20 protein-coding genes are annotated in these 24,511 nt (G+C 69.7%); 4 read left to right on the top strand and 16 right to left on the bottom strand.

The window, feature by feature from the left end:
• Positions 1–63: 63 nt before the first annotated feature.
• Positions 64–1,449 carry a Coenzyme F420 hydrogenase/dehydrogenase, beta subunit C-terminal domain gene (locus tag G3W89_RS27470; RefSeq protein ID WP_232076773.1) on the bottom strand — a complete coding sequence of 462 codons (1,386 nt, stop codon included), beginning with the start codon at positions 1,447–1,449 and terminating at the stop codon, positions 64–66.
• Between the two features lie 67 nt (positions 1,450–1,516).
• Positions 1,517–2,623 (bottom strand): polysaccharide pyruvyl transferase family protein, encoded by a 1,107-nt coding sequence (locus G3W89_RS27465; RefSeq protein WP_162577108.1) that lies wholly within the window; start codon positions 2,621–2,623, stop codon positions 1,517–1,519.
• Between the two features lie 399 nt (positions 2,624–3,022).
• On the opposite strand from G3W89_RS27465, the gene G3W89_RS27460 reads away from it, so the two are divergent.
• The gene (locus tag G3W89_RS27460; protein WP_162577107.1) at positions 3,023–3,949 is read left to right on the top strand and encodes a cytochrome c oxidase assembly protein; all 927 of its coding nucleotides are present in this window, start codon (positions 3,023–3,025) and stop codon (positions 3,947–3,949) included.
• A gap of 108 nt (positions 3,950–4,057) precedes the next feature.
• On the opposite strand, the gene G3W89_RS27455 is transcribed toward G3W89_RS27460, so the two are convergent.
• The 3 genes from G3W89_RS27455 to rpoN all read right to left on the bottom strand — a co-directional run bounded on the left by G3W89_RS27455 (position 4,058) and on the right by rpoN (position 6,963).
• Positions 4,058–4,270 carry a KGG domain-containing protein gene (locus G3W89_RS27455; RefSeq protein WP_162577106.1) on the bottom strand — a complete coding sequence of 71 codons (213 nt, stop codon included), beginning with the start codon at positions 4,268–4,270 and terminating at the stop codon, positions 4,058–4,060.
• Positions 4,271–4,474: 204 nt separating this feature from the next.
• Complete coding sequence (locus tag G3W89_RS27450) at positions 4,475–5,395, bottom strand: manganese catalase family protein (RefSeq protein ID WP_162577105.1); 921 nt, start codon at positions 5,393–5,395, stop codon at positions 4,475–4,477.
• A 182-nt stretch (positions 5,396–5,577) separates the two neighbouring features.
• Positions 5,578–6,963, bottom strand: coding sequence for an RNA polymerase factor sigma-54 (gene rpoN, locus G3W89_RS27445; RefSeq protein WP_162577104.1), 1,386 nt, complete (start codon positions 6,961–6,963; stop codon positions 5,578–5,580).
• A gap of 176 nt (positions 6,964–7,139) precedes the next feature.
• Between rpoN and G3W89_RS27440 the strand changes: the two genes are divergently transcribed.
• The 3 genes from G3W89_RS27440 to G3W89_RS27430 all read left to right on the top strand — a co-directional run bounded on the left by G3W89_RS27440 (position 7,140) and on the right by G3W89_RS27430 (position 9,544).
• Positions 7,140–7,583 (top strand): histidine kinase dimerization/phospho-acceptor domain-containing protein, encoded by a 444-nt coding sequence (locus G3W89_RS27440; RefSeq protein WP_162577103.1) that lies wholly within the window; start codon positions 7,140–7,142, stop codon positions 7,581–7,583.
• Positions 7,584–7,674: 91 nt separating this feature from the next.
• Positions 7,675–9,069, top strand: a complete 1,395-nt coding sequence (locus G3W89_RS27435) for a sigma-54-dependent transcriptional regulator (RefSeq protein WP_162577102.1) — start codon at positions 7,675–7,677, stop codon at positions 9,067–9,069.
• A gap of 82 nt (positions 9,070–9,151) precedes the next feature.
• The gene (locus G3W89_RS27430; protein WP_162577101.1) at positions 9,152–9,544 is read left to right on the top strand and encodes a CBS domain-containing protein; all 393 of its coding nucleotides are present in this window, start codon (positions 9,152–9,154) and stop codon (positions 9,542–9,544) included.
• Here G3W89_RS27430 and G3W89_RS27425 read toward each other — a convergent pair.
• The 11 genes from G3W89_RS27425 to G3W89_RS27375 all read right to left on the bottom strand — a co-directional run bounded on the left by G3W89_RS27425 (position 9,541) and on the right by G3W89_RS27375 (position 24,453).
• Positions 9,541–14,142 (bottom strand): PAS domain S-box protein, encoded by a 4,602-nt coding sequence (locus G3W89_RS27425; RefSeq protein WP_162577100.1) that lies wholly within the window; start codon positions 14,140–14,142, stop codon positions 9,541–9,543. The genes G3W89_RS27430 and G3W89_RS27425 overlap by 4 nt on opposite strands.
• 213 nt (positions 14,143–14,355) lie before the next feature.
• On the bottom strand, positions 14,356–14,916 hold the full coding sequence (locus tag G3W89_RS27420; RefSeq protein WP_232076772.1) for a DUF1003 domain-containing protein: 561 nt from the start codon (positions 14,914–14,916) through the stop codon (positions 14,356–14,358).
• On the bottom strand, positions 14,903–15,709 hold the full coding sequence (locus G3W89_RS27415) for a TIGR04290 family methyltransferase (protein WP_232076771.1): 807 nt from the start codon (positions 15,707–15,709) through the stop codon (positions 14,903–14,905). Before G3W89_RS27415 ends, G3W89_RS27420 begins: the two co-directional genes overlap by 14 nt.
• A gap of 14 nt (positions 15,710–15,723) precedes the next feature.
• Positions 15,724–16,821 (bottom strand): CgeB family protein, encoded by a 1,098-nt coding sequence (locus G3W89_RS27410; protein WP_162577098.1) that lies wholly within the window; start codon positions 16,819–16,821, stop codon positions 15,724–15,726.
• Between the two features lie 29 nt (positions 16,822–16,850).
• Positions 16,851–17,948 carry a CgeB family protein gene (locus tag G3W89_RS27405; protein WP_162577097.1) on the bottom strand — a complete coding sequence of 366 codons (1,098 nt, stop codon included), beginning with the start codon at positions 17,946–17,948 and terminating at the stop codon, positions 16,851–16,853.
• 13 nt (positions 17,949–17,961) lie between these two features.
• On the bottom strand, positions 17,962–19,080 hold the full coding sequence (locus G3W89_RS27400) for a CgeB family protein (RefSeq protein WP_162577096.1): 1,119 nt from the start codon (positions 19,078–19,080) through the stop codon (positions 17,962–17,964).
• Positions 19,068–20,195 carry a glycosyltransferase family 4 protein gene (locus G3W89_RS27395; RefSeq protein WP_162577095.1) on the bottom strand — a complete coding sequence of 376 codons (1,128 nt, stop codon included), beginning with the start codon at positions 20,193–20,195 and terminating at the stop codon, positions 19,068–19,070. The genes G3W89_RS27400 and G3W89_RS27395 overlap by 13 nt, the downstream gene beginning before the upstream one ends.
• Positions 20,185–21,228, bottom strand: coding sequence for a Gfo/Idh/MocA family protein (locus G3W89_RS27390; protein WP_232076770.1), 1,044 nt, complete (start codon positions 21,226–21,228; stop codon positions 20,185–20,187). Before G3W89_RS27390 ends, G3W89_RS27395 begins: the two co-directional genes overlap by 11 nt.
• A gap of 32 nt (positions 21,229–21,260) precedes the next feature.
• Positions 21,261–22,217 (bottom strand): MDR/zinc-dependent alcohol dehydrogenase-like family protein, encoded by a 957-nt coding sequence (locus tag G3W89_RS27385; RefSeq protein WP_162577094.1) that lies wholly within the window; start codon positions 22,215–22,217, stop codon positions 21,261–21,263.
• Positions 22,199–23,338, bottom strand: coding sequence for an NAD-dependent epimerase/dehydratase family protein (locus G3W89_RS27380; protein WP_162577093.1), 1,140 nt, complete (start codon positions 23,336–23,338; stop codon positions 22,199–22,201). Before G3W89_RS27380 ends, G3W89_RS27385 begins: the two co-directional genes overlap by 19 nt.
• The gene (locus tag G3W89_RS27375; protein WP_162577092.1) at positions 23,335–24,453 is read right to left on the bottom strand and encodes an NAD-dependent epimerase/dehydratase family protein; all 1,119 of its coding nucleotides are present in this window, start codon (positions 24,451–24,453) and stop codon (positions 23,335–23,337) included. Before G3W89_RS27375 ends, G3W89_RS27380 begins: the two co-directional genes overlap by 4 nt.
• Positions 24,454–24,511: the final 58 nt, after the last annotated feature.

The raw sequence follows: 24,511 nt of genomic DNA, 5'->3' as shown, positions 1-24,511 counted from the left end.
GCACGCGCCGAAGGCCTGGCGCCCTCACCCTCACCCTCTGCTCGAGGAAGAAGGAACAAGGCCTCACTCCCGCACCGTCTCGTCCCTCAATCCGATGCGGTCGAGCCCCCGGCCGATCCATCCGCGCGAATACGCGATCGCGTGGTAAAGCGCGGTGGCCGCGTGCGCCCAGCGCACGTACAAGCCGGGCAGCCTCACCGTATTCGCAAGGCGATACAGGCGCCGGCTCCACGCCGTGATGGCTGCGCGCATGCGGTAGACGAGCTTGCGCCGAAAGCCGAGCGACGAGGCCGAAGGCGGCACCCGCTTGCGCGGCCGAATGCCTCGCCGGCGCCAGGTCAAGCGGTAGGCCAGCCCTTCGCGCCGCTGCCGGAAGCCCGCCGCCTGCGTGCGCTGCACGAAGCCCGCGTCGACGCTCTCCAGCCGCAGGCGCTGCTCGGCCACGGCACGATCGACCAGCTCGCGCAGCCGTGCCGATCGCACCACCATCACGTTCGTGCCTTGTCCGTCGCTGGAGTACGGCTCGACCCAGGCATCGCCGAACGAGATGTCGGCGGTCTCCGCCACCACGTCGTCGCAATAGTTGCACGCCGCATTCTGGAAAAAGCCCGAGCCCCAGTCACCTTCGGCCAGGTGGAACCAGTCATGCCGCAAGGTGCGACCATCGCGCAGCGTGAACTGGACCGTGTACCAGTTGGCCGGACGCCGCGGGTCCTTGACCCGAAAGTCGAGTTGCCGGACGTCTTCCACCCGAACGCCGGCCTGGTAGGCAAAGCTCTCCACCATGCGCGCACTCTTCATGTGGCCGCAGAACAGCCCGAGGGTGAAGACCACCCGCTCGCGCACGACCGGGTCCTCGCGGCGCAGCAGCTGGATGGCCTTGATGAAGCAGGGCACGCCGACCACGGCATAGCGGCCGGGCACCGCGCGGATCATCGACAGCACGCCGGACATCTCGACCGGGTAGTAGCGCGACTTGGCATCGCGGCACACTTCCTCGGGACTGCGCGAGATGCGGTAGCGGAAGAAGGGCTCGCCGTCGCCGGGCGCATCGACCGCGCCCACGTGCGCGATGCCATCGACCAGGCCGCTGCGCAACAGCTCGGCCGCCACCCAGCTCACCAGGCCGCCGGAACTGCCCTCGGCGCGGAACTGGCCCTGCGCGGCATAGCCCACGTAAGCCGACTCGAATCGCCCGATCATCGGATCGGCCTGCGGCGCATCGGGGTAGAGCGCCTGCGCGAGCATCGTCTCGTCGGCGGCGGATGGCGAGAAGGGACAAAGGCGCGCGAATTCGTCCGACCGGCGCGCCATCCACGCTTCGGCCCCGTCGGGCTTCAGCTCGCCATTCCGATCCAGCTTCATTCGCGCCTCGCCGGCGGGCGCGCGCGAGACGCAGGCTCCGCAGCCCACGCAAAGTCCCGCGCGCTGCATGTCGCGTGGACTCACTGGCGCACCTTCGCCTTCTGTGCCGTTCGTCTTCGCAGCGGCCGCCCGGCTCGGCACCTCGACACGGTCAGGCCGCATAACGCGGCTCTTCCTCGCGCGGACTGTCGTGCGAAAGAACCCGGTCCAGGTACGCCTCCGACACGCGGCGCCGCTGCTCGAGCCGGCGCGCGATGTCGATCGAGAGCGGCTCGTCCAGGAGAGCGGCGTAGGCCCGCCAGGGACTCTGCTCGTCCACCAGGTGCTCCGTGGTTCCGGCCAACGCCATCAGCTCGCCGATCTTGATCGAGCGATAGGGCGAGCGTTCGCAGACGAAGGGCTTCCACTCCCGCAGGGCGAAGACGCAGCCGTGGAAGAAGTTGGTCGCGACGGCACGCGCCCCGGCCATGAAATGCCTGAAGTCCTCCGGCCCCGCCGAGATCCAGCTGTCGTCGGTCCAGGGGTTGCGATAGCCGATGCTCACCAGCCGGAGGTCCCTGCGCCGGGCCCAGTCCCGCAAGGCATTGGCAAACCACCCGCTGAAGCTGTGGCCATAGACTGCGATGTAGGCGTCGCCGGGATCGGACCGGTTCGCGTCGCGCTGTTCGGCACCGAAGGGAAACTGAAGGCAGGGGTCGAGGACGATCTCGGGCGCGACGCCCAACGCGTCGCTGACGATGGCGCGCGAGTTGCCGTCGCGCACCGACATCAGGTCGAAGCTGGAGAGCCGCTTTGCCCAGGTGCGCGGAAGGCCCTTGCCTGCCGGATAGTTGCCGAAGCTCGCGCCGTAGGCGGCCAGGCGGCGAGCCCGCAGGCGCTCGCCGAAGAACAGGGGGCAGCCGCCGTACCAGGGGTGGTCGAGGTTCCATACCTCGTCGCTGCCGATGATCACCAGGTCGTAGCCGTCCATGGCGGGAGGCGAGTCCAGGTCGAAGCCGGGTGAAGCGGGAAGCGCGGCGAGTGCGTCGAGAAAGCGGCGCGTCTTGCTGGCATAGAGCGGGCGATCCGAGCGGTACCAGGGCGCGGGCCCGGCCGGGCGAAGCGCGCACCGCCATTCCGCCACGTCGATCCTGCGGGAGCCGTGGTCGAGCAGCACGGCATCGTGGCCACGACTTCGCAGCGCCTGCAGCAGGCAGCGCGCCTGCCAGTAGGAGCCGTAGTTGATGCAGCGGTGGAAGGTGAGCAGCCCGATCTTCATGGCCCCTTCTTGGCAATGCGCATGCCTGCGCCGTGCGAGCGCATCGCGTCTTGCCGGCGCGGATTGCTGCAGTTCTTGCCGGGGCGCGCTCGCACGTCGGATAACGCCGCTGCTGCACACGAGACCGCTCCTACCTGCGCCCCTGGAACTCCGTGCTAGACCGCATCCAACTTCCCGAATCGTCGAGTCCACGTGGAGTCTCCGCTGCAGCCAGGCTTGCGACCGAGCGCCCTCCTTCCGGCCGGCGTCCAGGCCTTGCGCATCATCGGGCCGCGAGAAGGCCGGGCTCGTGGCGTGGATCGTCGATCCGCTGGGCGTCGAGCCGGGCAGCACGATGGCGGCGAGCAGCCTGCCGCCGGGCGAGGTCCGCGCACTGCTCGCCTGCCTGGAGGGCCTGCGATGACGGGGCCCCACCTTTTCATCGGCCTGTGCCTCTGGGCCTGCGCCTCAACGGCCGCCGCCCATTCGGCGCTCGATCCTGCCACCGGCGGCACGGCCGCGCTGCGGTGGTCCTTCGAGCCGCTGGTGATCGCAGCGATGCTCCTGAGCCTGGGCTTGTATGTGGCGGGCTTCGCTCGCCTGCGGCAGCGCACGCGGCTCGGCCGCGTACACCGGCTCTACAGCGCAGCAGCCTTCGTGGCAGGCTGGCTGGCGCTGGGCGTCGCCTTCGTATCGCCGCTCGACGGACTGGGTGCCTGGCTCTTTTCCGCCCACATGGTGCAGCACGAGATCTTGATGCTGGTGGCCGCGCCGCTCCTGGTGCTGGGCCGGCCGCTGGGCGTCTGGCTGTGGGCCCTGCCGGCGGCGGCGCGCACGCGCATCGGGCGCGGCGTGCAGGCACGGTCGGTGCGCGGCGCATGGCGCTGGTTGACCTTGCCCGCAACCGCTTGGGGACTGCACCTGGTGGCGCTCTGGGGCTGGCACATCCCTCGTGCCTTCGAAGCGGCGCTGGTGCACCCCGCCCTCCATGCCGTGCAGCACACGAGCTTTCTCGTCAGCGCACTCTTGTTCTGGTGGACCGTGCTGGCGCCACGCGCCGGCCATGCCGGACGCGGCTTCGCGATGCTGTCGCTCTTCACGACGATGGCGCACACCGGCGCACTGGGTGCGCTGCTCACGCTGGCGCCGGCGCCGTGGTACGCCTCCTATTTCGAATCGGCGTCCGCGTTCGGCCTCGACGCCCTCGAAGACCAGCAGCTCGGCGGACTGGTGATGTGGGTGCCAGGGGGGCTCGCCTATCTGATCGCGGCCTTGGCCGTGGCGGCGAGCTGGATGGCCAGTCGCAACACGGCGACACCGGGAAGGGACGCGCTTCCGAACCCATGAAGGCGATGCGGGCGCGGCGCGTGCTGTCGCACATGGCGCTGTGGGCGCGGCGACTGGGGGGCGTCGGCAAGCAGGGAGCGCACGTTTGCGCTCCTGCTTGCCGATCTTTCAGGACTCTGCGGGCTTGCTTCGGCCGATGCGGCTCTTCAATCCCGCGGCACGCGCCTCGGCCGAATTGAACTCGTGGGCCGTGCCTTTTTCATGCGCCGAACGCCCGCCTTCGCGGGCAATGTCGCGCTGCCGCGCCGGATCCATGCCTGCGAAGCCGCGCCGGCGCACGCGTGCTGCGCGCAGGACATCGTCGTCATCGTTCAAAGCCATCAGGACTCCTTTCTGGGGTTGGGAAGAACAGGGACAGAGGCAGCACGCAAAAAAATGCTGCCCCATACACCATGGCAAACGGTGTGCCTGCTCAATCCCGGGCGAAGTGCCCGACCTCGTCCCGATGGCGATCGCTCGCGTGTCGCAGCAAGGCCAGGCGGTGTGCGCCCCGCCCGGCTTGCTGAAGCTCTTGCCGACTCCGATTCACTTCCGCTTGCGGGGCGATGCGCTCGCCTGGGTCGGCGCATCCGGATCGTCCGGCGCCATGCCCAGCTCGGCACCGGTCGGCGGGTCGCTGGCCGGATCGGAAGCGGTCCGCAGGGCCATGGCGTCCCACGCTGCCTGCTCGTCCGCCGTCATCGAGACGGAGGGCTCGCCGGTGCCGCCGTCCACGGCCATCTGCGATTCGGGCTCGCTGCGGTAGTCCCAGTTCGGGCCCTGGTTCCAGGGGCCGCGCATCTCGCCGCCCTTGGACATGTCGAAGTACACGCTGGTGAACTCCGGCCTGCCCGGCAGCTTGCCCGGCGGGAAGTTCGGGGTGATGGCATAGAGCGCCTTCTCGAACGACTTCTGGTGCGCGATCTCGCGCGTCATGAGGAAGCCCAGCGCCTCCTTCACCCCGGGGTCATCGGTGCAGGCGATCAGCCGTTCGTAGACGATCTTGGCGCGCGCTTCCGCCGCGATGTTGGAGCGCAGGTCTGCGGTGGGCTCGCCGATGGTGTCGATGTAGGCGGCGGTCCAGGGCACGCCCGCGGAGTTGACCAGCGGCGGGCCGCCGCCGTAGAGCACCTGCGTGACGTGGCTGTCGTTGCCCGCGCCGGTGATGAGCCTGTACATCTCGGCCTCTTCCTCCGCGGCCTCGGCGAGCTGGCCCTTGGCGCCCTTGTTGAGCATGCCCACGATGGTGCCGATCACCTCCAGGTGGCTGAGCTCCTCCGTCGCGATGTCGAACAGCATGTCCTTGCGGCCGGGATCGTCCTCGCCGACGGCCTGGGTGAAGTAGCGCATGGCCGCGGCGAGCTCGCCCTGCGGCCCCCCGAACTGCTCGAGCATGAGGTTGGCGAGGCCGGGGTTGCACTCGCTCACGCGCACGGTGTATTGGAGTCGCTTGTTGTGAGAGAACATGGAGGCATCCTTCGCGAAGTAAGGGTTGGACAAGACGGCTGGGTGCCGCGAAAAGTGCAATCTCCGTCCCGACCCGGTGCATTCGTGTAGGCCCCTCTGGCGCGCTCCTGTCTCTTTTCATTGATGAGTCTGGCTGCTCGCAATTCGAGCGCGAGGAGAAGCGATGACGGTGCCGAAGCGCTTCAAGCCCGCGCCGCGGCGCGCAGTTCGATCGGGTCGATGCGCAGTGCCTGCCGGTACTTGGTCACCGTGCGGCGCGCAATGCGAAAGCCCTGGTCAGTCAGGCGGCGGGCGAGTTCGGCGTCGCTGAGCGGCGCTCCGCTCGGTTCCGCCGCGATCAGTTCGCCCACCAGTTGCCGCAGCGCCGTCGGCGCGCTCGCGCCGCGATGCGCGTGCTGCATTCCGCGGGAAAAGAAGTACCTCAGCTCGAAGACGCCAGCCGGCGTCGCCATGTACTTGTGGTGAACGGCGCGCGAGACGGTGGACGGGTGCACGCCCACGGCATCGGCGATCTCGCGCAATCCCAGCGGTTTCATCGCCAGCGGGCCGTAGTCGAAGAAGAGCTTCTGTTTGGCGACGATCGCCTGCGCGACGTCGCGGATGGTGGACACGCGCTGCCCTACGTTCTGCACCGTCCAGCGGGCGCTCTCGAGGCAGCCACGCAACTCCGGGTTGGCCGCGACGCCCTGCTGTTCCAGCATGCGGGCGTAGGTGTGATGGAGCTTCACCCGTGGGACGGTGGCTTCGTTGAGTGCGACCGTCCAGACGCCGCGCCGCTTGCGCACGATCACGTCGGGCGTGACGAACGCCGGCGCCTGCGCATCGAGCCGCCAGCCAGGCCGCGCGTCGAGCTTGCGAATGCGCTCGGCCGCGAGCTTGATCCGCGCGACCGGCTCGCCGAGCGCCGTGGCAATGCGTTGCCAGTTGCGCGAGGCCAGGTCCTCGAGATGGTCGGTGACGATGCCGCGCGCCAGTTCGCGCATCGGCGCGTCGTCGATGCCGCCCAGCTGGAGCAGCAGGCACTCGGACACGCTGCGTGCCGCGACACCCGCGGGGTCCAGCGACTGCACTCGGGTGAGCGCCGCGTTCAGCGCAGGCAACACATCCTCGCCGGCATCGCCGACCAGCGCGCCGATCTCGTCCAGCGACACCCGCAGGTAGCCATCGTCGTCCAGGGACTCGACCACCGCAGCGGCCAGCAGGCGCTCCTGCGCGTCCAGCCTGAGCACGCCCAGTTGCGCGTGCAGGTGCTCGCGCAGCGACACTGTCGCGGGGATGCGCTGGAGCGCGTCGGCGCTCTCGTCGTGCGACAGGCGCGCGCCGGGCAAGGCAGGGCCGGCGCCGAGCCGGTCGAACGCGGCCTCCGCGGACCACTCGGCGCCTTCGAAGCCTGGCGAATCGAGGCCCGGCGCCTCTTCCAGTTCGAGAAAGGGGTTGGCGTCGGCGGCCTCGTGCAGGGCCTGCGCATAGTCGAGTGCGGAAAGCTGCAGCAACCGGACGGCCTGCTGCAGCCGAGGGGAAAAAGCGATGGTCTGGATGGGACGGGCTTGAAGCGAAATCGAGCTCATGGTCTTCCTTGTGGGGCCGCGTCCAGCGCAACACCCGTGCCAGGCCAGAACTCGGCGTTTTAGAGTGCTTTCGTTTTCAAAACGACAAGAACACCGGCGCGGGCGAGCATGCTTTACCGCAACTCTTGCGATGCGGTCCGACTCCGCGGCGCAAACCTTTGTTCGACACTCGCAGGATGAGATCGCCAGCCTTCGCCTTCGCCGCCCGTACCGCTTGCTTCACGGTGTTTGGCGTTGCCACGACCCTGGCCGCCATCGCTTTTGCGCGCACGGGGCGTGCCGACCCCACGCCAGAGCCCGGCAAGGGCGGACCCGAGACCAACACCAACACCAACGCCAACTCAGGGGCCGGGACCGGGACCGGGACCGAGGCCGAGGCCGAACTGACGGCACTGCGCCGGGCACTCGCCGCTCACGCGGAGGAAGCCAGCCGCCTCGACCACGCGTTCCGCACGCCGATCGGGGCCGCAGCGGCAGCGCTGCAGCTGCTGGAAACATCCCGTGACGATCCTGAGCTCCAGGCCCAGGCGCGGCAGGTGATCGCGCGACAACTCAGCCGTATGACGGCGCTGACAGATTCCCTGCGCGAAGCCGCACAGCGGCTCGGCGGCCGGGAGTAGTCTGCATACGCAGTTTTCACGGCAGGATTCCGAATCCGGCCCAGGTGTCGTTCATGGAAAGCGGAAGGCAAAGAGCAAGAGGGGCAACAAGTTGGGACACGCGCTCATCGTAGAAGACGACGAGGACTCCGGTCGCATGCTGGCGACCCTCGTCAAGCGCGAGGGCCATTCCGTGGCCACCGCCAGGACGCTGGGCGATGCGCGCCGCTTCCTCGCGATGCAGCAGCCCGACCTCCTGCTCCTGGACCTGCACCTGCCCGACGGCAACGGGCTCGACCTGTTCGAAGACACGGGCCTGCTGTCCGACACCGAGGTGGTGCTCATGACCGGCCAGGCCAGCCTGGAAACCTCCATCCGGGCGCTGCGGCTGGGCGCGGCCGACTACCTGGTCAAGCCGGTCAATCCGCAGCACCTCCAGGGCCTGCTGTCGCGGCTCATCCGCCCGTCCAAGCTGCGCGCCGAGCTGGCGGAGATCACCGAGCACTGGCGCGAGACCGGGCGCTTCGGCCCGCTGATCGGCGCCTCCGACGCCATGCAGAGCATCTATCGCCAGATCGCACGCGTCGCGGAAACGGCCGTCAGCGTCTTCATCCACGGCGAGAGCGGCACTGGCAAGGAGCTGGTGGCGAAGGCCGTGCACGAGCTCAGCCGCAGGCGCGAGCAGCCCTTTCTTGCCGTCAATTGCGGTGCAATTTCTCCGCACCTGATCGAGAGCGAGATCTTCGGGCACGAGCGCGGCAGCTTCACCGGCGCGGAGCGTCAGCACCAGGGTTTCTTCGAGCGCGCCCATGGCGGCACCCTGTTCCTCGACGAGGTGACCGAGATGCCGCTCAACCTGCAGGTGAAGCTGCTGCGGGTGCTGGAGAACGGCACCTTCATGCGCGTGGGCTCCACCCAGCTGCAGCAGACCGACGTGCGGATCATCGCGGCCACCAACCGCGACGCCGCCGAGGCCGTGATGCGCGGCGCGCTGCGCGAAGACCTGCTGTACCGGTTGAACGTGTTCCCGATCTCGCTGCCGCCCCTGCGGGAGCGTGCCGACGACATCCCTCTGCTGGCCCACAGCTTCCTCGAGGACCTGCAGCGGCAGGAGCAGGTGGCCAAGCGCTTTACTTCCGAGGCGATGGGGCGGCTCCAGGCCTACACCTGGCCCGGCAACGTGCGGGAACTGCGCAATGCCGTGCAGCGGGCGTGGGTCATGGCCACCGGCGCGGAGATCGACGACGAATGGCTGCCGAAGCAGAACGGCTCGGAAAACCAAAGGCCGCCGCAGCGCCCCGCTGCCGAGCCCACCCTGCCCGGCGGGGAGCCGGCGGACGGCCGCCGGGAGCTCAGCGTCCGCGTGGGAACGCCGTTGGCCGAAATGGAGCGTCAGCTCATCCTGGCGACCTTCGAATACTGCAACCAGAACAAGGAGCGCACGGCGGCGCTGCTGGGCATCAGCATGAAGACGCTGTACAACCGCCTGAAGGAATATCGCCTTTGAGACGGCGGGCACGCCGGTTGCCGGAACCGAATGCGGGAATGCGCCTATTGCGCATTTCTGCTTTGCAGGACGGAAGCCATTCATGACGACAGTCTCCGACCACATGACGCGGGGCGTCCGCGCGATGTCGCCGCGAGATACGGCCGAGGCCGCGGCCCAGGTGATGGCCGAGCTCGACGTTGCCGTGATCCCGGTCTGCGATGCCGGCCGGCTGGTCGGCATGGTCAGCGACCGGGACATCGCCGTGCGCGGTGTTGCGCGCGGGCTCCCGCCAGCCCATACGCCGCTCGGCTACCTCATGAACGCCGAACTGCTCTCCTGCTACGAGGACGAGTCGATCGACGATGTCGTCGCGCGGATGCGCCATGCGCGGGTGCGGCGCCTGCCGGTGGTGGACCGCCGGCGGCAGCTGGTGGGCATGCTGTTGCTGGGCGAGCTGAGCGAGGTTCAGGCCGGGTTGCACTGGTCGACCTAGCCGCCTTCGTGCCAGCCCGCGCCGCGCTCCTTCAGCATCTGCGCCATGGCGTCAATCAACCGGTTCGCCTCGATCGGCTTGCTCAGATGCATGTCGAAGCCGCGCTCCAGCAGGTTCATGCCCTCGGTCTTGCTGCCCCAGCCGGTGAGCGCGATCACCACCAGCCTGTTGCCTGAGGGCATTGCGCGCAGCCGCGTGGCCACCTCGATGCCGTTCATGCCCGGCATGCCGATGTCCAGCACGGCCACATCGGGCATCGCGCTTTCGGCCAAGGCCAGGGCTTCCGGGCCGCTGCCGGCGACCGTCGTCTCGTGTCCCTCCGATTTCAGCAGCATGGACAGGGTCCACGCGGCGTCCTCGTTGTCGTCGACGATCAGCACCCGTGTCCTGCCGAGCCGGGCGGGGGCCGCGGCCGGCAACGGTGGCGAGGCCGCCGCTGCGCTGCCGAGCGGCAGCCGCACGCGGAAGCGGCTGCCCTTCCCGGGGCCCTCGCTTTCGGCCTCGACCTGGCCGCCGTGCAGCCGGACGATGTTGCGCACCAGCGCCAGCCCCACGCCCAGGCCGTCGTTGTTGCGGTGCGCCGCGGCCGGCCCCTGCGCGTAGAGCTCGAAGATGCGGTCGATCGTCTCGGGCGTCATGCCGACGCCGTTGTCGCTCACGACGATCTCCACCTCGCTGTCGCCCACTTCCACCTCCAGCGACACCTCGCCGCCCGGCGCGGTGTACTTGGCCGCGTTGGTCAGCAGGTTGACGATGACCTGTGCGATGCGCAGCGGATCGACGCGCACGTAGACCGGCCGGTCCGGCATGCGGGTCGACAGCAGGTGCTGCGCGGCCTTCAGCAGCGGCTCCGCGGTCTCGAGCGCGGCCTGGACCACGCTGCACAGCGCCACGTCCTGCACGTGCAGCTCGAGCTGCCCCACGGTCAGGCGCGACACGTCCAGCAGGTCGTCGAGCAGGACCTTCATCGTGCGGGACTGGCGCCGTACGATCTGGGACGCCTGCTCGCGCTGCGGCTGGGTGCTCGCGCCATCGGTCAGCAGGGCGGCGGCGCTCGTCACGGCGGCCAGCGGGTTGCGCAGCTCGTGCGAGAGCACGGCCAGGAAGCGGTCCTTGGCGGCGTCGGCTGCCTCCAGCCGGGTGCGCGCGGCCTCGTTCTCCTGCAGCGCATCCATCAGCTCGGCCTGGCTGCGCTTGAGCGCGGCTTGCGCTTCGCGCGCCTGCGTCTGGTCGCGCAGGATCTTCACGAAGCCGACCGGTTCGCCGGAGCTGTCCTCCATGCGCATCATCGTGCCGCTGCCCCAGAAACGGCTGCCGTCCTTGCGCAAGTGGAAGCGCTCGTCGGCCGCTCTCCCCTCGCTGAGCGCGGTCTGTGTTTCCTGCACCGGCGCGCCGGCGCTCCGGTCTTCCTCGGTGAAGATGAGGTCGCCACGCCGCCCCAGCGCCTCGGCCTCGGTGTAGCCGAGCAATTGCTGGGCGCCCTTGTTCCAGCTCGTGATGGTGCGTTCGAGGTCGGTGGAGAAGATCGCGTAGTCGCGTGCGTTCTCCACCACCAGGCGCAGCCTTTCCTCGCTGCGGCGCAGCGCTTCCGCCGCCTGCCTGGCCTCGCCGATGTCGCGCACCGTGGCGGTGCCGCCCGCCACGTTGTCGTCGGCATCGCGGATCGGAGACGCCGTGAGCGACACGTGGATGGCGCTGCCGTCCTTGGCGCGCTGCACCGTTTCCAGGGCCTCGATGCCCAGCCCCTGCGTGATCCGCTGCAGAAGGCGCGCGGCGTCGCCGTCTTCGCTGGTCAGCAGTTCGAGCGGCTGGCCGACGGCTTCCTCCGCAACGTAGCCGAAAACGCGGCGCGCGCCGGCGTTCCAGCTCAGGATCTTGCCCTCGAGCGAGAAGCTGATGATCGCGTCCATCGAGGAGGCGACCACGGCCGAAAGCCATTGGCTCACCTTCTCGGCCTTCTTGCGTTCGCTGATGTCGATGAACGAGAGCACGACACCGGCAATGCGATCCTCGGCGGCCCGATAGGGCGACAGCCGTGCCAGGAACCAGCTGCCGTCCGGGCGCCCCACCTCGCGTTCGATGGGCGCGAGCCGGTCGAGGACCTCTTGCGCATCGCCGCCGAGTTCCGGGTACTGCAGCTTGGGCGTCAGGTCGCTCAGCGGCCGCCCCAGGTCGCCGGGGATCAGGTTGAACAGCCGCACCGCCATGGGCGTGTAGCGGGTGATGCACAGGTCGCGGTCCAGGAAGATGGTGGCGATCGCCGTCGCATCCATCAGATTCTGCATGTCGCTGTTGGAATGCGCGAGCTCGTCGACCTTGGTCTTGAGCTCGTGGTTGACGGTGACCAGCTCCTCGTTGATGGACTGCAGTTCTTCCCGGCTGGTCTCCAGTTCCTCGGTGGCCGAGCGCAGCTCCTCGTTGATGGCCTGCAGCTCCTCGTTGCTGGCCTTGAGCTCCTGCGTCGAAGTCTCGTACTGCTCGACGGTGTCGCGCAGGTGCGTGCGCATGCGCTCCAGCTCGTGGTCGAGCTGGGCGACCAGCGGCGAGTGCGCGTCCGACGCCGCCGACGGCGAGGGCGAGGGCGCCGCGCCGGGAGCCTCCATGTCGAAGAGCACCAGGGCCATTTCATGGCGGCCGTCCTTCACCGGGATCACCCGCATGGTGAGCGCCCGGGTCTCGCTGCCTGCCGGCAACTGCAGCTTCGGCGTCTCGACCGGCTCGCCGCCCTGCATGGCCCGGTGCAGCGCGGTGCGCAGTTCGATGCGCAGCGCGGAGGGGACCAGCCGCAGCAGATTGCGGGTCGGCTCGCCCGCCGCGTGCTGCAGCAGCTGCGCCGCGCTGGCCGACAGGTGCACGATGTCGTGCTCGGCGTCGACCAGGGCCGAGGGCGGCCCGAGGTGCTCCAGCAGCTTCAGGTGCAGCTCGCCCCAGGAGACGCCCCGGATGTCCGGACCGTCCGCGCGTCGTCCGGCGATGAAGTGCTGCTGCTCGAACAGGCGTCCGGCGATGACCGGCGCCTCCGGCACGGCGTGCCGGCTGTCCAGTGCGAGTGACAGGGTGCTGGGCCCATTCGGGACCGGCAGGCCGGTGCGCGGCGCTGGGCGCTGTGCGTAGATGCGGTGCTTCTTGTCGAGCACGGTGAAATACTGGCTCCCCTCGTCCACCGATTCGGAGGTCCCGAGGAACAGCCGCCCGCGCGGCAGCAGCGCGAAGTGCAGCACGTCGAACACGCGCGCCTGGGCGTGCGGGTCCAGGTAGATCAGCAGGTTGCGACAGGTGACCAGGTCCAGGCGCGAGAACGGCGAGTCCTTGAGCAGGTCGTGCGTCGCGAAGAGCACGGTCTCGCGCAACTCCCGCCGCACCCGGTAGCTGCCGTGCTCCTTGATGAAGAAGCGGCGCAGGCGCTCCGGGGAAACATCGGCCTCGATGGCCGCGGGGTAGATGCCGTCGCGCGCGGCCTGGACGGCGTTCTCGTCCAGGTCGCTGGCGAACACCTGGATGGTGGGCGCCACGTCCAGCGTGCGCGCGTGCTCGGCCAGGAGCATGGCGACCGAGTAGGCTTCCTCGCCGGTGGCGCAGGCCGTCACCCAGGCACGAACCGTGTCGTTCGGGCCCTTGCCGACGAACAGCTCCGGGAGGTGCGACGCCAGCGCGTCGAAGCATTCGGCGTCGCGGAAGAAGTTGGTCACGCTGATGAGCAGGTCCTGCAGCAGCGCACCGGCTTCGCCGGAGCGCGTGCGCATGCAGTTCAGGTACGACGGGAGGTCGTTGACCCCGTTGACCTGCATGCGGCGGCCGATCCGGCGCACGATGGTGGCGCGCTTGTAATAGGAAAAATCGCGGCCGGTGCGCGCGCGCAGGAAATTGAGGATCTCGCGCAGGATGGCCTCGTCGGAATCGGTCGGCGGCCCGCTCGCCGGCTGCGCGCCCTCTTCGGGCGGCAGCCGCAGCAGCTTCTCGATCTTGTAGTAATCCAGCAGGCGGGCCGCCATCTGCGACACCGGCAGCACCCAGTCGACCATGCCGGTCGCGATGGCCGCCCCTGGCATGCTGCCGTGCTCCGCCTCGTCGGGATCTTGCGCGATCGTGAGCCCGCCGCGTTCCTTGATGCGCTTGATGCCGATGGCGCCGTCGCCGTCGCCGCCGGACAGCACGATGGCCGCCGAATGGGCACCATGGGTGTCCGCCAGTGCGCGGAAGAAGTAGTCGACAGCCATCCGGCGGCCGGGCTTCGACTCCAGATCGGTCAGCCGCAGGTAGCCGTTGGCCGACTTGATCGCCTTGCCCGGCGGGATGACGTAGACCGTGTTGGGCACGACCTTGCTGGTCTGCTGCACCTGCACGACGCGCATCGGGGTGGCGCGCTGGAGGATATCGGCGAGGATGCTTTCCCGCTCGGCTGCCAGGTGCAGGATGACCACGAAGGCCAGGCCGCTTTCGGGTGGCACGCTCTGCAAGAAGACCTGCAGTGCCTGGATTGCACCGGCCGAGCCGCCGAGGCCTACCAGCGGCGTCAGACCGTAACCCCGCGTGGGGACCACGTTGTCGATCAGCTCGGAGTGAGCTTCCTCGAAATGGTCAGGGTGGATGTCGTTCATGGCTCGCAGTCCCGTTTGGCCTGGGCCAGTCTCGGCACGTCAGGTCGATGATGATTATGCGAGCCAGCGGCTACGCCGCCGGTGCGGATGCAGCTGAGTACCTTCTCGCCCAGCAAGGTGAATCCCGGGCGCTGGCCGACCGTTGCGTCATCTCCGGCATTCGGCGTGCCCGCGGCGCAACCGGTCCTCCGGCCGCCGCAGGGGCCGTGCGACTCATCGGTCGAGCTTGCGCTCGCTTTGCTGCATGCGGTCGAGCACCTGCTCGGGCGCGACATCACGCTTGAGCTCCTCCAGTTCCGGGTCGTGCGCCTCGGGCACGCCCATGCGGCGGGCCATCTCGCCGACCAGCGTGACCAGGCGGGTGATCTCGTGCTCGGAAAGCAGGCTGATCTGCAGGTCCAGGTCGGCGCGCTGGTCCGCCTGCGCGGCCATGCGGTTCTGGCTCACCAGCACGAACGTGGAGATAAAGATGGCCTCGACCGAGGCCGCCATGGCGAGGACCACGAAGGTGGGGTCGAAGCGAGGCACCGGCGGCAGCCAGCCGAGGTTGGCCGCGATCCAGGCGCCGTAGACGAGCAAATGCAGGTAGACGAATTTCATGCTGCCCGCGAAGGAGGTGATCGCATCGGCGATCCTTTCCTGCAGGGCGGTCTCGCGCTGTTCCTGGCGGCGCCGCCGGATCAATGCCTCGATGTTGCGGTCGATGAGGCCGGCCATCTCGCCCGAGCCTTCCGGGTCCGGCGGCTGTGCCGGCGCCGCATCATCCGTCGCCACGGATCGCTCCGGCTGCCGCGTCGAACTGCGACGCGTACAGCGTGCGGGCGCGCGCAGCCTCTTCGTCGGGCGCACAGAGATAGATCTCGTGCCCCGGGCGCGCCTCCACCCGCAGGCCGCTGGACCGCAGCATGGCCTCGACGGCCGCATGGTTGGGCGCCCACCAATTGGTGGGATCGTTCGCCAGCCGATGCTCGATGAAGGCCATGCGCGGCCAGCCCGACTCGAGGAGCGGCGTGCGGTCCTCGATCGGGCAGTCGGCGGTGTTGGCATACACCGAATCGCCCGGCATCGTGAGGGTCTGGAACATCAGCAGGCGCCGCGTGCGGCGGGCCAGCAGGTCCAGCGCGAGCAGCGGATAGCGCAGGTGGTAGAAGACGCCCATGAACCACACGAGGTCGAACATCTCGTCGGAGCGCGCGAGGTCGTAGACCTCCATGCGGCGGAATTCCACCTGCGACTCGAGCCCGAATTCCTGGGCCGCCCATCGGGCCTGCGCCAGGTAGTGCGCATCGACGTCGATGCCCAGCACCGAGGCGCCGCGGCGCGCGAGCTCGAAGCTGTAGAAGCCCGCATTGCAGCCGACGTCCAGCACGCGCCAGCCGCGCAGGTCGGCGGGCACGAAGGGCTCGATCTGCTGCCACTTGAAGCGCGGGAAGTCGCCGCCGAGAAAATGTTGCGGCAAGGTCTGTACGCCACCAGGCAGGTGGAGGTTGTGGAACCAGGGCGCGAGCGCGTCGATGCGGCGCTGCAGCGCATCGGCGTCCGCGCGGCCGGGCTCGGGGCTGGACATGGCTGCGCGCTCCTTCATGCCGCCTCGCGGGCACGCAGTGCGTGCACATAGCCTTCGAGCTGCGCGGCGCGGTGCGCGGCCGTGTGCTGGGCCAGGATGCGGGTGCGCGCCCGCTCGCCGACCGCGAGGCGCTCGTTCTCCGGCAGCTCGCGCAACAGCCGCAGCACCTCGGCCGCAGAGTCGGCCAGGAAGATCTCGCGCCCGGGCTCGAGCAGGGTCTCGATGCCCTCCCACCGGTCGCTCACGATCGGCGTGCCGCAGGCCGCCGCCTCGAACAGCCGGACGCTGGGCGACCAGCCGGCTTCGATCATGTCGTCGCGCGTGACGTTGAGCGTGAAGCGCTGGCGGTTGTAGAAGGCGCGGTGCTCGGCCGGCGGCAGGTGCTCGATGTGCTGCACGTTGCCCGGCCAGTCCATGCCAGCAGGGTATTGGGCCCCGGCGACGGCGAAGCGGCCTGCGTGCCACTGCCGCGCCGGCTGCAGCAGCATGCGCTCGACCCGCGGCTGGCGGTCGTCGCTGTAGGTGCCCATGTAGCCGAGGTCCCACTGCAGCGGCAGCGGCTCAGGGAAATAAAGCGCGGGATCGACCGCGCAGTGGAGCACCCGGGCCGCTGGGGAGCCGAACTCACGCTCCAGCCGGGCCAGCGTCGGGCCGCCGGTGAACGAGAGGTACAGGTCGTAGCCGGCGATCTGCCGCGCGTCGAGGTAGGGCGCCTCGCCCGGCGGCGGTTCGCGCAGGCGCGCAAGCGTGACGGGCGTGTCGATGTCGTAGAAGGCCGTGAGGCCGGAGGCTTCGGCCTGGACCCAATCGCCGACCGCGACGCCGTCGCGCACGAAGGAGCCGACGATCACCAGGTCCGCCGCGCCGATGTCTTCGGCATGGTTGCGCTGCAGCGCCTCCAGGTCCTCGTAGAGCACGGTGCGGCCGAAGGGCGGCTGCGGCAGGTCGCGATGGCCGGCGTACCAGGGCACGTCGCATTCGAGGAAGAGCACGTCGTGCCCGCGCGCGGCCAGCTCGCGCACCAGCCCGCGGTAGGTGGTCGCGTGGCCGTTGCCCCAGGACGAGGTGATCGACAGGCCGATGATCGCGATGCGCAGCGGGGCTGGGTTCATGGATGGGCCTCCACGTGGCTCGCTTCGGCTCACTGGGCCAGCTCCGCCACCCGTGCCGTCTCCCGGCCCTCGAGCAGCGCCTCGAGTTGCGCCGCACGGTGCGCGTAGGTGTGATGCGCCAGCAGGCGCCGGCAGGCGGCCTGGCCGATGCGGTGCGCCGAGGCGGGGTCCAGCCGCTCGAGGTGCGCAGCCACGTCGTCGCCGCTGGACGCGACCAGCACCTCGTGGTCCGGCTCGAGGAAGAGCTCGATGCCCTCCCACGCATCGGTGATGAGGCAGGCGCCGGCGCCCGCGGCCTCGAACACCCGGGTGGCGGGCGAAAAGCCGTAGCGCGCCATGCTGTCGCGGCTGATGTTGAGCACCGCCTTCGGCGTGCAGTTGAACGCGTTGTGGTCGGCCGTGTAGACGTGGCCGATGTATTTCACGTTGCCGGGCATCGCCTTGTCCTCCCAGCCGCTGCCGCCGAGCAGGAAGCGCGCCTCGTGCAGCTGGGCGGCGGCACGCAGGAAGAACTCGTCGACACGGGCCTCGCGGTCCGGCAGCCGGTTGCCCAGGAAGGACAGGTCCGCGACGAAGTGCGGCAGCGGCTCGACCGGGTGATGCGTGGCCGGATCGAGCGCGTTGTAGATGGGCACGCAGCGCCGCGCACCGAAGCGCTCGTAGGCGGCCACCACAGGTTGGCCCCCGCCGTAGGTGAGCACCAGGTCGTAGCCCGGCACCAGCGCGCGGAAGGGATCGGCCGGATCGGCGTCCATGCGCTCGAGCGTGGCGGGCGCGTCCACGTCCCAGAAGGCGACGCGCGTGCGCGGGCTCTTGAGGTCGAGCACCGCGGCCTCCAGCAGCGCATCGAACACGCCCACGCCGCTGGCCTTCACCACCAGGTCCGCGCCGCGGGCCTGCTCGACCATGCGCAGCGCATGGTGCTCGCCCTCGCCGGGGTAGACGATCACCTCGGCCCAGTCGGGGTCCTCGATGTCGCGGTGCTGCTGGCGGCCATAGGCGTCGGGTTCGTAGAAGCGCACGCGATGGCCGCGCTCGTGCAGGGCGCGCACGATGCCGCGGTAGTAGGTCGCGGCGCCGTTCCAGTAGGCCGAGACCAGGCTGGAGGCGAAGAAGGCGATGTCCATGTTCTTCCTTGGTTCACGCAATGCTGGGTGCCGCCTGGGCGGCCGGCTGGAGCTCGGCGACGATGCCGAGCAGCTCGTCCACCCGGTGCGAGCAGGTGTGGCGCGCGAGCACGGTGCGTCGGCCATTCGCCGACAGCTCGCCCCTGGCTTCGGGATCGGCCAGCAAGGCGCGCAGGTGCCGTTTCATGGCGCGGCCGTCGGCCGCCACGAGGTAATCGCGGCCGGGATGGAACAGCCCTTCGGCGTCGTCCCAGGGTGCGGAGACCAGGGGAATCCCGCAGGCGAGCGCCTCGAACATGCGGATGGTCGGGATGCCGGGCAACGCCTTGGCATAGGGCCGGCGCGGCACGTGCACGGTGACTGCGTAGTGCGCGAACACGCGCGGTGCCTCGTGGTTGGGAAGCCAGCCGCCGTAGTCGATGCCGGCCCGCTGCAGCCGCTCGAGCGCGTGCGTCGGATAGCGCACGCCGTGGATGCGCGCCTTCAGGCCGAGCTGCCGCACCGGCTCCAGCAGGAATTCGCCGAGCTCGGCCTCGCGCTCGTCGTCGCCCCAGTTGCCGATCCACACCAGGTCGCCCTCGCGCGCAAGGCCTTCGATGGGATGGAAACGGCGCACGTCCGCCGCTTCGTGCCAGGTCCATGCCTCGCGGGCCCAGCCGCGCGCGCGGTACAGGTCGCGGATCACGTTGCCGAAGGCGAGCACGCCGTCGTAGTCCGACAGGTCGTAGCGGGCCATGCCCAGCGCATCGGTCACGCTGCGATGGTGCGTGTCGTGGAACAGCAGCCGGTAATGCGGGTTGGTGCGGCGGTGCTGGCCGATGCGGCGCACCAGCGCATGCGAGTTCCACTCGTGCACGAGCACCAGGTCGGCGCCGTCGAGTGCCTCGTCCAGGTCGAGCGTCGCTTCGTCGTAGAAGCGGCTGTGCAGCTCCGGGTAGGCGCGGGCAAAGGCCGCGAATGCGGGCTCGCCGTGCTCCGCCAGCAGGTTCATGCGGCTCCATGCGTCGCGCGGTTCGTAGACCGCGAGCGCATGTCCGCGCGCGATGAGCTCGCTGCAGACGCCGCGCAGGAAGTGGGCGTTGCCGTGGTTCCAGTCGGACACCAGCGAGTGGCAGAAGATCACGACGCGCATGAGAACGCCTCCAGCGTCGGCGGCGCAGACGCGTGCGCGATCAGTTGTCGGTAGGCACGGCGGTAGGCGTGCGCCATGCGCGCCGGTGTGAAATGCAGCGCCCGGGCCCTTGCGTTGCGAGCCAGTTCGTCGCGCAGCAAAGGCTGCGCGATCAGGCGCTGGAGCGCCTCCCGCAAGGCATCGTGGTCATCGGGCGGCACGTAGAGCGCGGCAGGTCCCCACAGCTCGCGCAGGCTGGCGATGTCGCCGAGCACCAGCGCGCAACCCGACAGCGCCGCCTCGAGTGCGCTCTGGCCGAAGGGCTCGTAGCGCGCAGGCAGGGCATAGATCGCAGCCTGCGACATCTGCACCGCCAAGGCCGAAGGCGAGAGCTCGCCGAGCGGCTCCACGGCGCGCGTCTCGCGCATGCCACCGCCGGGCATGCGCGTCGCACCGGCCACGCGCACCGGCCACGGGAGTGCCGGCGCGACGGCCTCGAGCGCAGCCAGGTTCTTGGCCTCGTCCCACAGGCGCCCTGCAGACAGCACCACCGGCTGCTTGGCTGCGGGGCGGTAGGCCAGCGGATCGCGCCCGTTGGGCAGCACCAGGCCGGGCCGCGACAGGCCGTGGTTCTCGCCCAGTGAAGCGAGCATGGCCTGCGTGGGCGCCGCGACCAGGCTGGCGCCGGCCAATCCGGCAGCCACCCCCTGCCGGTAGCGATCGAAGCGCGCAGGCGCGCTGCCGCCACGCACCGCGCGCCACCACGACAACACGCACGAATGCGCCACCACCAGCGTCGGCGCACGGAAGCGCAGGGCACCGAAGGCGAACTGGTTGAGGTGCACCACGTCGGGACGCAGTGCCTGCTCGAGCTGCTGCAGCCAGCGGCCTGCCGCCGCGACATCGTCCCAGGGGTCGTCCATCCATTCGAGCCGCCAGCTGCTCTCGTGCAGCGACAGCGCCGGAATGCCTGCTGCCTGCGCGCGCTGCGCCGGACTGAGCGGCGCTCCCATGCTTGCCAGCGTGACGCGCACGCCGAGCGCGCCGAGCGCGGCCGTCAGTTCCAGCGCGTGGGCCCAGACACCGCCCACGCAATCGGCCGTCATCAGGACGTGGAGCGGGCGCTCAGCGGCCATAGATCGCATCCAGCACCGCTGCGACTTCCGCAACGCGTGCCACGTCGGGATCGAAGCCCTCGCCCGCCGCGAGGCGGCGTGCCCAGTCGACCGCGGCGCGACCGCCCCAGTCGTCGGGCGGTTCGGCCAGCAGCGTGGCGCGGGTGCCGTCGAGGCGCTCGGCCACGAAATCGTAGAAGGAGCCGCGCAGGTTGCGCAGGCGCGCGCCGCCGCGTGTGCCGTGGAAGCTTGCCTCGATGACGGCATCGCAGCCCGCGTGCAGGTTCCACGAGCAGGCAAGTCGCGCGACCGCGCCGCCGCCCAGTTCGAGTTGCGCGATGGCGTGGTCTTCCACCACGGACGGTCGTGGGCCGAGGCGGCGGCCCTGTGCCCAGAGCGTGCTCTGCACTTCGAGCACGCGCGGAAAGCCGAGCGTCCACAGTGCCAGGTCCACGAGATGGATACCCAGGTCGATGACGCAGCCGCCGCCCGAGCGCCGAGGATCGCGGAACCACGGCTTGTCAGGCCCATAGGCGTTGTGGAAGACCAGGTCGATCGCGTACACCTCGCCGATCTCGCCGCTGGCCACCAGCTCGTGCACGCGGCGCATGGCAGCGGTGTGGCGGTACGACAGGTCGACGGCGAGCAACAGCCCGGCCTTGCGTGCCGCATCGATCACGCGGGCGCTCTCGGCAGCGGTGCGGCCCAGCGGCTTCTGGCAGAAGACGGCCAGGCCGCGCGCCAGCGCGGCTTCGGCCTGCTGCGCATGCAGCGCACTCGGCGTGGCGATCACGACGCCATCGAGCGCTTCGTCGAGCAGCGCGTCGAAGGACGACGCCGACGCCGCGTGCGGATGCGCCACCGTCGCGGCGCCGAGCGCCTCGGGCCCCGCATCGCACAGCGCGGCGACTTCGGCTGCGCCATCCGCGGCGATGGCCTCCATGCGGTGCCGGCCGATCCAGCCGACGCCGAGGAAGCCCAGGCGCGGCCTGCGCGTGCCATCGGACAGGGCGGCAGACCTTGCCGGCGCGCTCTCGACCATCAGTTCCCTCACCTGCTTTCCTCCTCCTGCAATGTCATGCGATGTCAGTTGCTCGTGACGACGGCCTTGAGAAATCCGTCCGGCCGCTTGCGCGTGAGCTCCAGTGCTTCGCCGAGCCGATCGAGCGGAAGGCGGTGCGTGATCAACGGCGCGGGGTCGAGCACGCCCGCGGCCATCAGGTCGATGGCGCCGCGGATGCCTTCGATATAGCGGGCCGGGTCGCGCTCATGCGCGTTGACGACGTCGATGCCGCGCCAGTTCCACAGCTGCAGGTTGACCTGGCGCAGGCCGTCCTGGTGATAGCCCGCAATCACGAGCCGCCCGCGCTCGCCCGTGAGTTCGCCGGCCAGGTCCAGCGGCCACTGCAGCCCGACGGCTTCGATCACGCGCTCGCACCAGCGCCCTTCGGTGAGCCGCTTCGCTTCCTCGAGGATGCGCGCGTGCTCGTCCATGAGGATGGTCTCGGTGGCTCCGGCCTCGCGCGCGATCTCGAGCGCAAAGGGACGGCGCGAGATCGCGATCACGCGCGCACCGGCGCTCGCGGCCAGCCGCGTGAGCAGGGCTCCGAGGAAGCCGATGCCGACGATGGCCACGGTCTGCCCTGCCTCGATGCCGCTGCGGCGGAAGATGTTCACCGCGCAGCCGAGCGGCTCGCCCGGCATGACGGCGTCTTCGAGCTCTGGCGGAATCGGCACCACGGCATGCGCATCCGCAACGTCGTACTCGGCGTGCGCGCGATAGCTCAGCGCGGCGACCCGCATGCCTTCGCGCAGGCCTTGCACGCCCTCGCCGACGCCCGCGATGCGGCCCCAGCCTTCGTGCCCGGGTGCACCTGCGGCCTGCGGATAGTCGAACCACGAGCGGCCTTCCCACAAGGGCAGGCTCGATGCGCACACGCCCGAGCCTTCGAGGCGCAGCAGCACCTGCCCCGGCCCGGGTTCGGGCCGCGCCACCCGCGCCAGCGTGGCCTCGCGCGGCGCGCTTATGACGCCGGCAAGCATTGCGGTTCCCAGCCGGTGCGGATGTCCGCCGGCAGTCCCGCCGGCGTGGCATCGCGCATTTCGCGCAGCCAGCGATGGAGCCGCTCGATGCCTTCGGCAGCACCGATGCGCGGCGCCCAGCCGGTGGCCTCGCGGAAGCGGCGGATGTCCGACACGTAGTAGCGCTGGTCGCCGGTGCGCCAGCCGCCCGCCTCGGTGCGTGGCCGCATGCCGTCGAGCCGTTCGATGTGCTGCAGCAAGTCGAGCAGGCTGATGACGTTGCCCGGCCCGCCGCCGATGTTGAAGGCCTGGCCCGAGAGCCGCTCGACATGCCGGTCGGCCAAGAGGAAGGCTTCGACCAGGTCGTCGACGAAGAGGATGTCGCGTACCTGCTTTCCGTCGCCGTAGATCGTGATCGGCGTGCGGTCCAGCGCGCGCAACAGGAAATGCGCGACCCAGCCCTGGTCCTCGGTGCCGAACTGGTGCCGACCGTAGATGCAGCTCATGCGGAACACCACCGTCTTCAGGCCGAAGCTGCGCGCGTAGTCGTGCACGTACTGGTCGGCAGTGCCCTTGGAGCAGCCATAGGGGCTGTGGAAATCGAGCGGGCGCGACTCCGGGATGCCGTGGGCGGCAAGCTCCTGCAACACGGGTGCGTAGCGCTGGCCGCGCAGCTCGAGCGCGATGTCCTCCAGGCCGCCATAGACCTTGTTGGTCGAGGTCATGATCACCGAGGGCGGCACGCGTTGCGCACGTGCGGCCTCCAGCACGTTGAGCGTGCCCTGTGCGTTGATCGAGAAGTCCTCCCGCGGATCGACCAGGCTGGTGGTCACGGCCACCTGCGCCGCGAAGTGGAACACCCGGCGCGCACGCGCGACGGCACGCTCCACCGCCTGCGCGTCGCGCACGTCGGCAACGGCGATCTCCAGACCTTCGTGATGCGTGTTGCGCAGCCACGCGAGGTTGTGCTCGACGCCGGCACGCGACAGGTTGTCGAGCACGAGCACCGGCTGCTTCTCGGACAGCAGGCGATGTGCGAGGTTGGCTCCGACGAAGCCTGCGCCGCCGGTGATGAGCGTGAGGCCTTCGCGTGCCGCGCCGCCATTGAGGACCCTGACCTTGCTTGTGTTGACCCGCGTCATATTGCGAGCCCCCGGGCATCGAGTTCGGCGCTGGCCTGTGCCACGCGGTCGACCGCCGCCTGCCCTTCGAGCCAGGCCGCCAGCTCTGCGAGCCCGTCGTCGAGCTTCACCTGCGGCGTGTAGCCCAGGATGTCGCGCGCCTTCGAGATGTCTGCGAAGCAGTGCCGGATGTCGCCCACGCGGTACTTGCCCGTGATCTCCGGCTGCAGATGCTCCTTGCCGGTCACCGTGGCCAGGCGCTGCGCGATCTCTCGCACCGTGATGGCTTCGCCGCTCCCGATGTTGAAGACCTCGCCCGCGGCCGCCGGCGTCTCCAGCGCAAGGCGGCATGCGCGTGCAATGTCGTAGACGCTCACGAAGTCGCGCTGCTGCCATCCATCCTCGAAGATGCGAGGCGGGCTGTCGTTCAGCAGGCGCGAGGCGAAGATCGCCAGCACGCCGGTGTAGGGATTCGACAGCGCCTGCCGCGGCCCATACGCATTGAAGAAGCGCAGCGCGACCGCCTTCATCCCGTAGGCACGCGCAATCATCAGGCACATGCGCTCCTGGTCGAACTTGGAGAGCGCGTACACCGAGGCCAGCGCGGGCACCTTGGTCTCGGGCGTCGGCGCGGGCATGAGCGGCGCGCCATCCTCGTCGCGCCATTCCCACTCGGCGCGGCGCAACTGCTCGAGCGAACGCTCGCCCACGACGCGGGTCGCCCCGCGCGCCGTGCGGTAGAGGCCTTCTCCGTAGAGGCTCATGCTCGAGGCCACGATCAACTGCGCGACCGGCTTCTCGATCAAGGCCTCGAGCAGCACCGCGGTGCCGAGGTTGTTGGTGCGCGTGTAGTGCATCACCTCGTACATGCTCTGCCCGACACCGACCGCGGAAGCGAAATGAAAGACGGCATCGACGCCGCGCAGCGCGCTGCGAACTGCGATCGGATCGCACACGTCGCCGTGCATCAGCTCCACGTCGGGGTCGAGGTAGTCCGGCCTTCGGGCATCGCTGCCGTGGACCTGAGAGGCGAGGTTGTCGAGGACGCGCACGCGAAGATTGCGTGCAAGAAGTTCGTCAGCGAGATGAGAGCCGATGAAGCCGGCCCCGCCGGTGATGAGTACAAGCTGCGACATGAGAGTCCCTGTTCTTGTGTTGTTCACGGACGGTCGCGCATGAGGGCAGTCGACCGCT

The sequence above is a fragment of the Variovorax sp. PBL-H6 genome, assembly GCF_901827155.1.
Classification (GTDB): domain Bacteria; phylum Pseudomonadota; class Gammaproteobacteria; order Burkholderiales; family Burkholderiaceae_C; genus Variovorax.
This window is presented reverse-complemented; position numbering and strand designations above follow the sequence as displayed.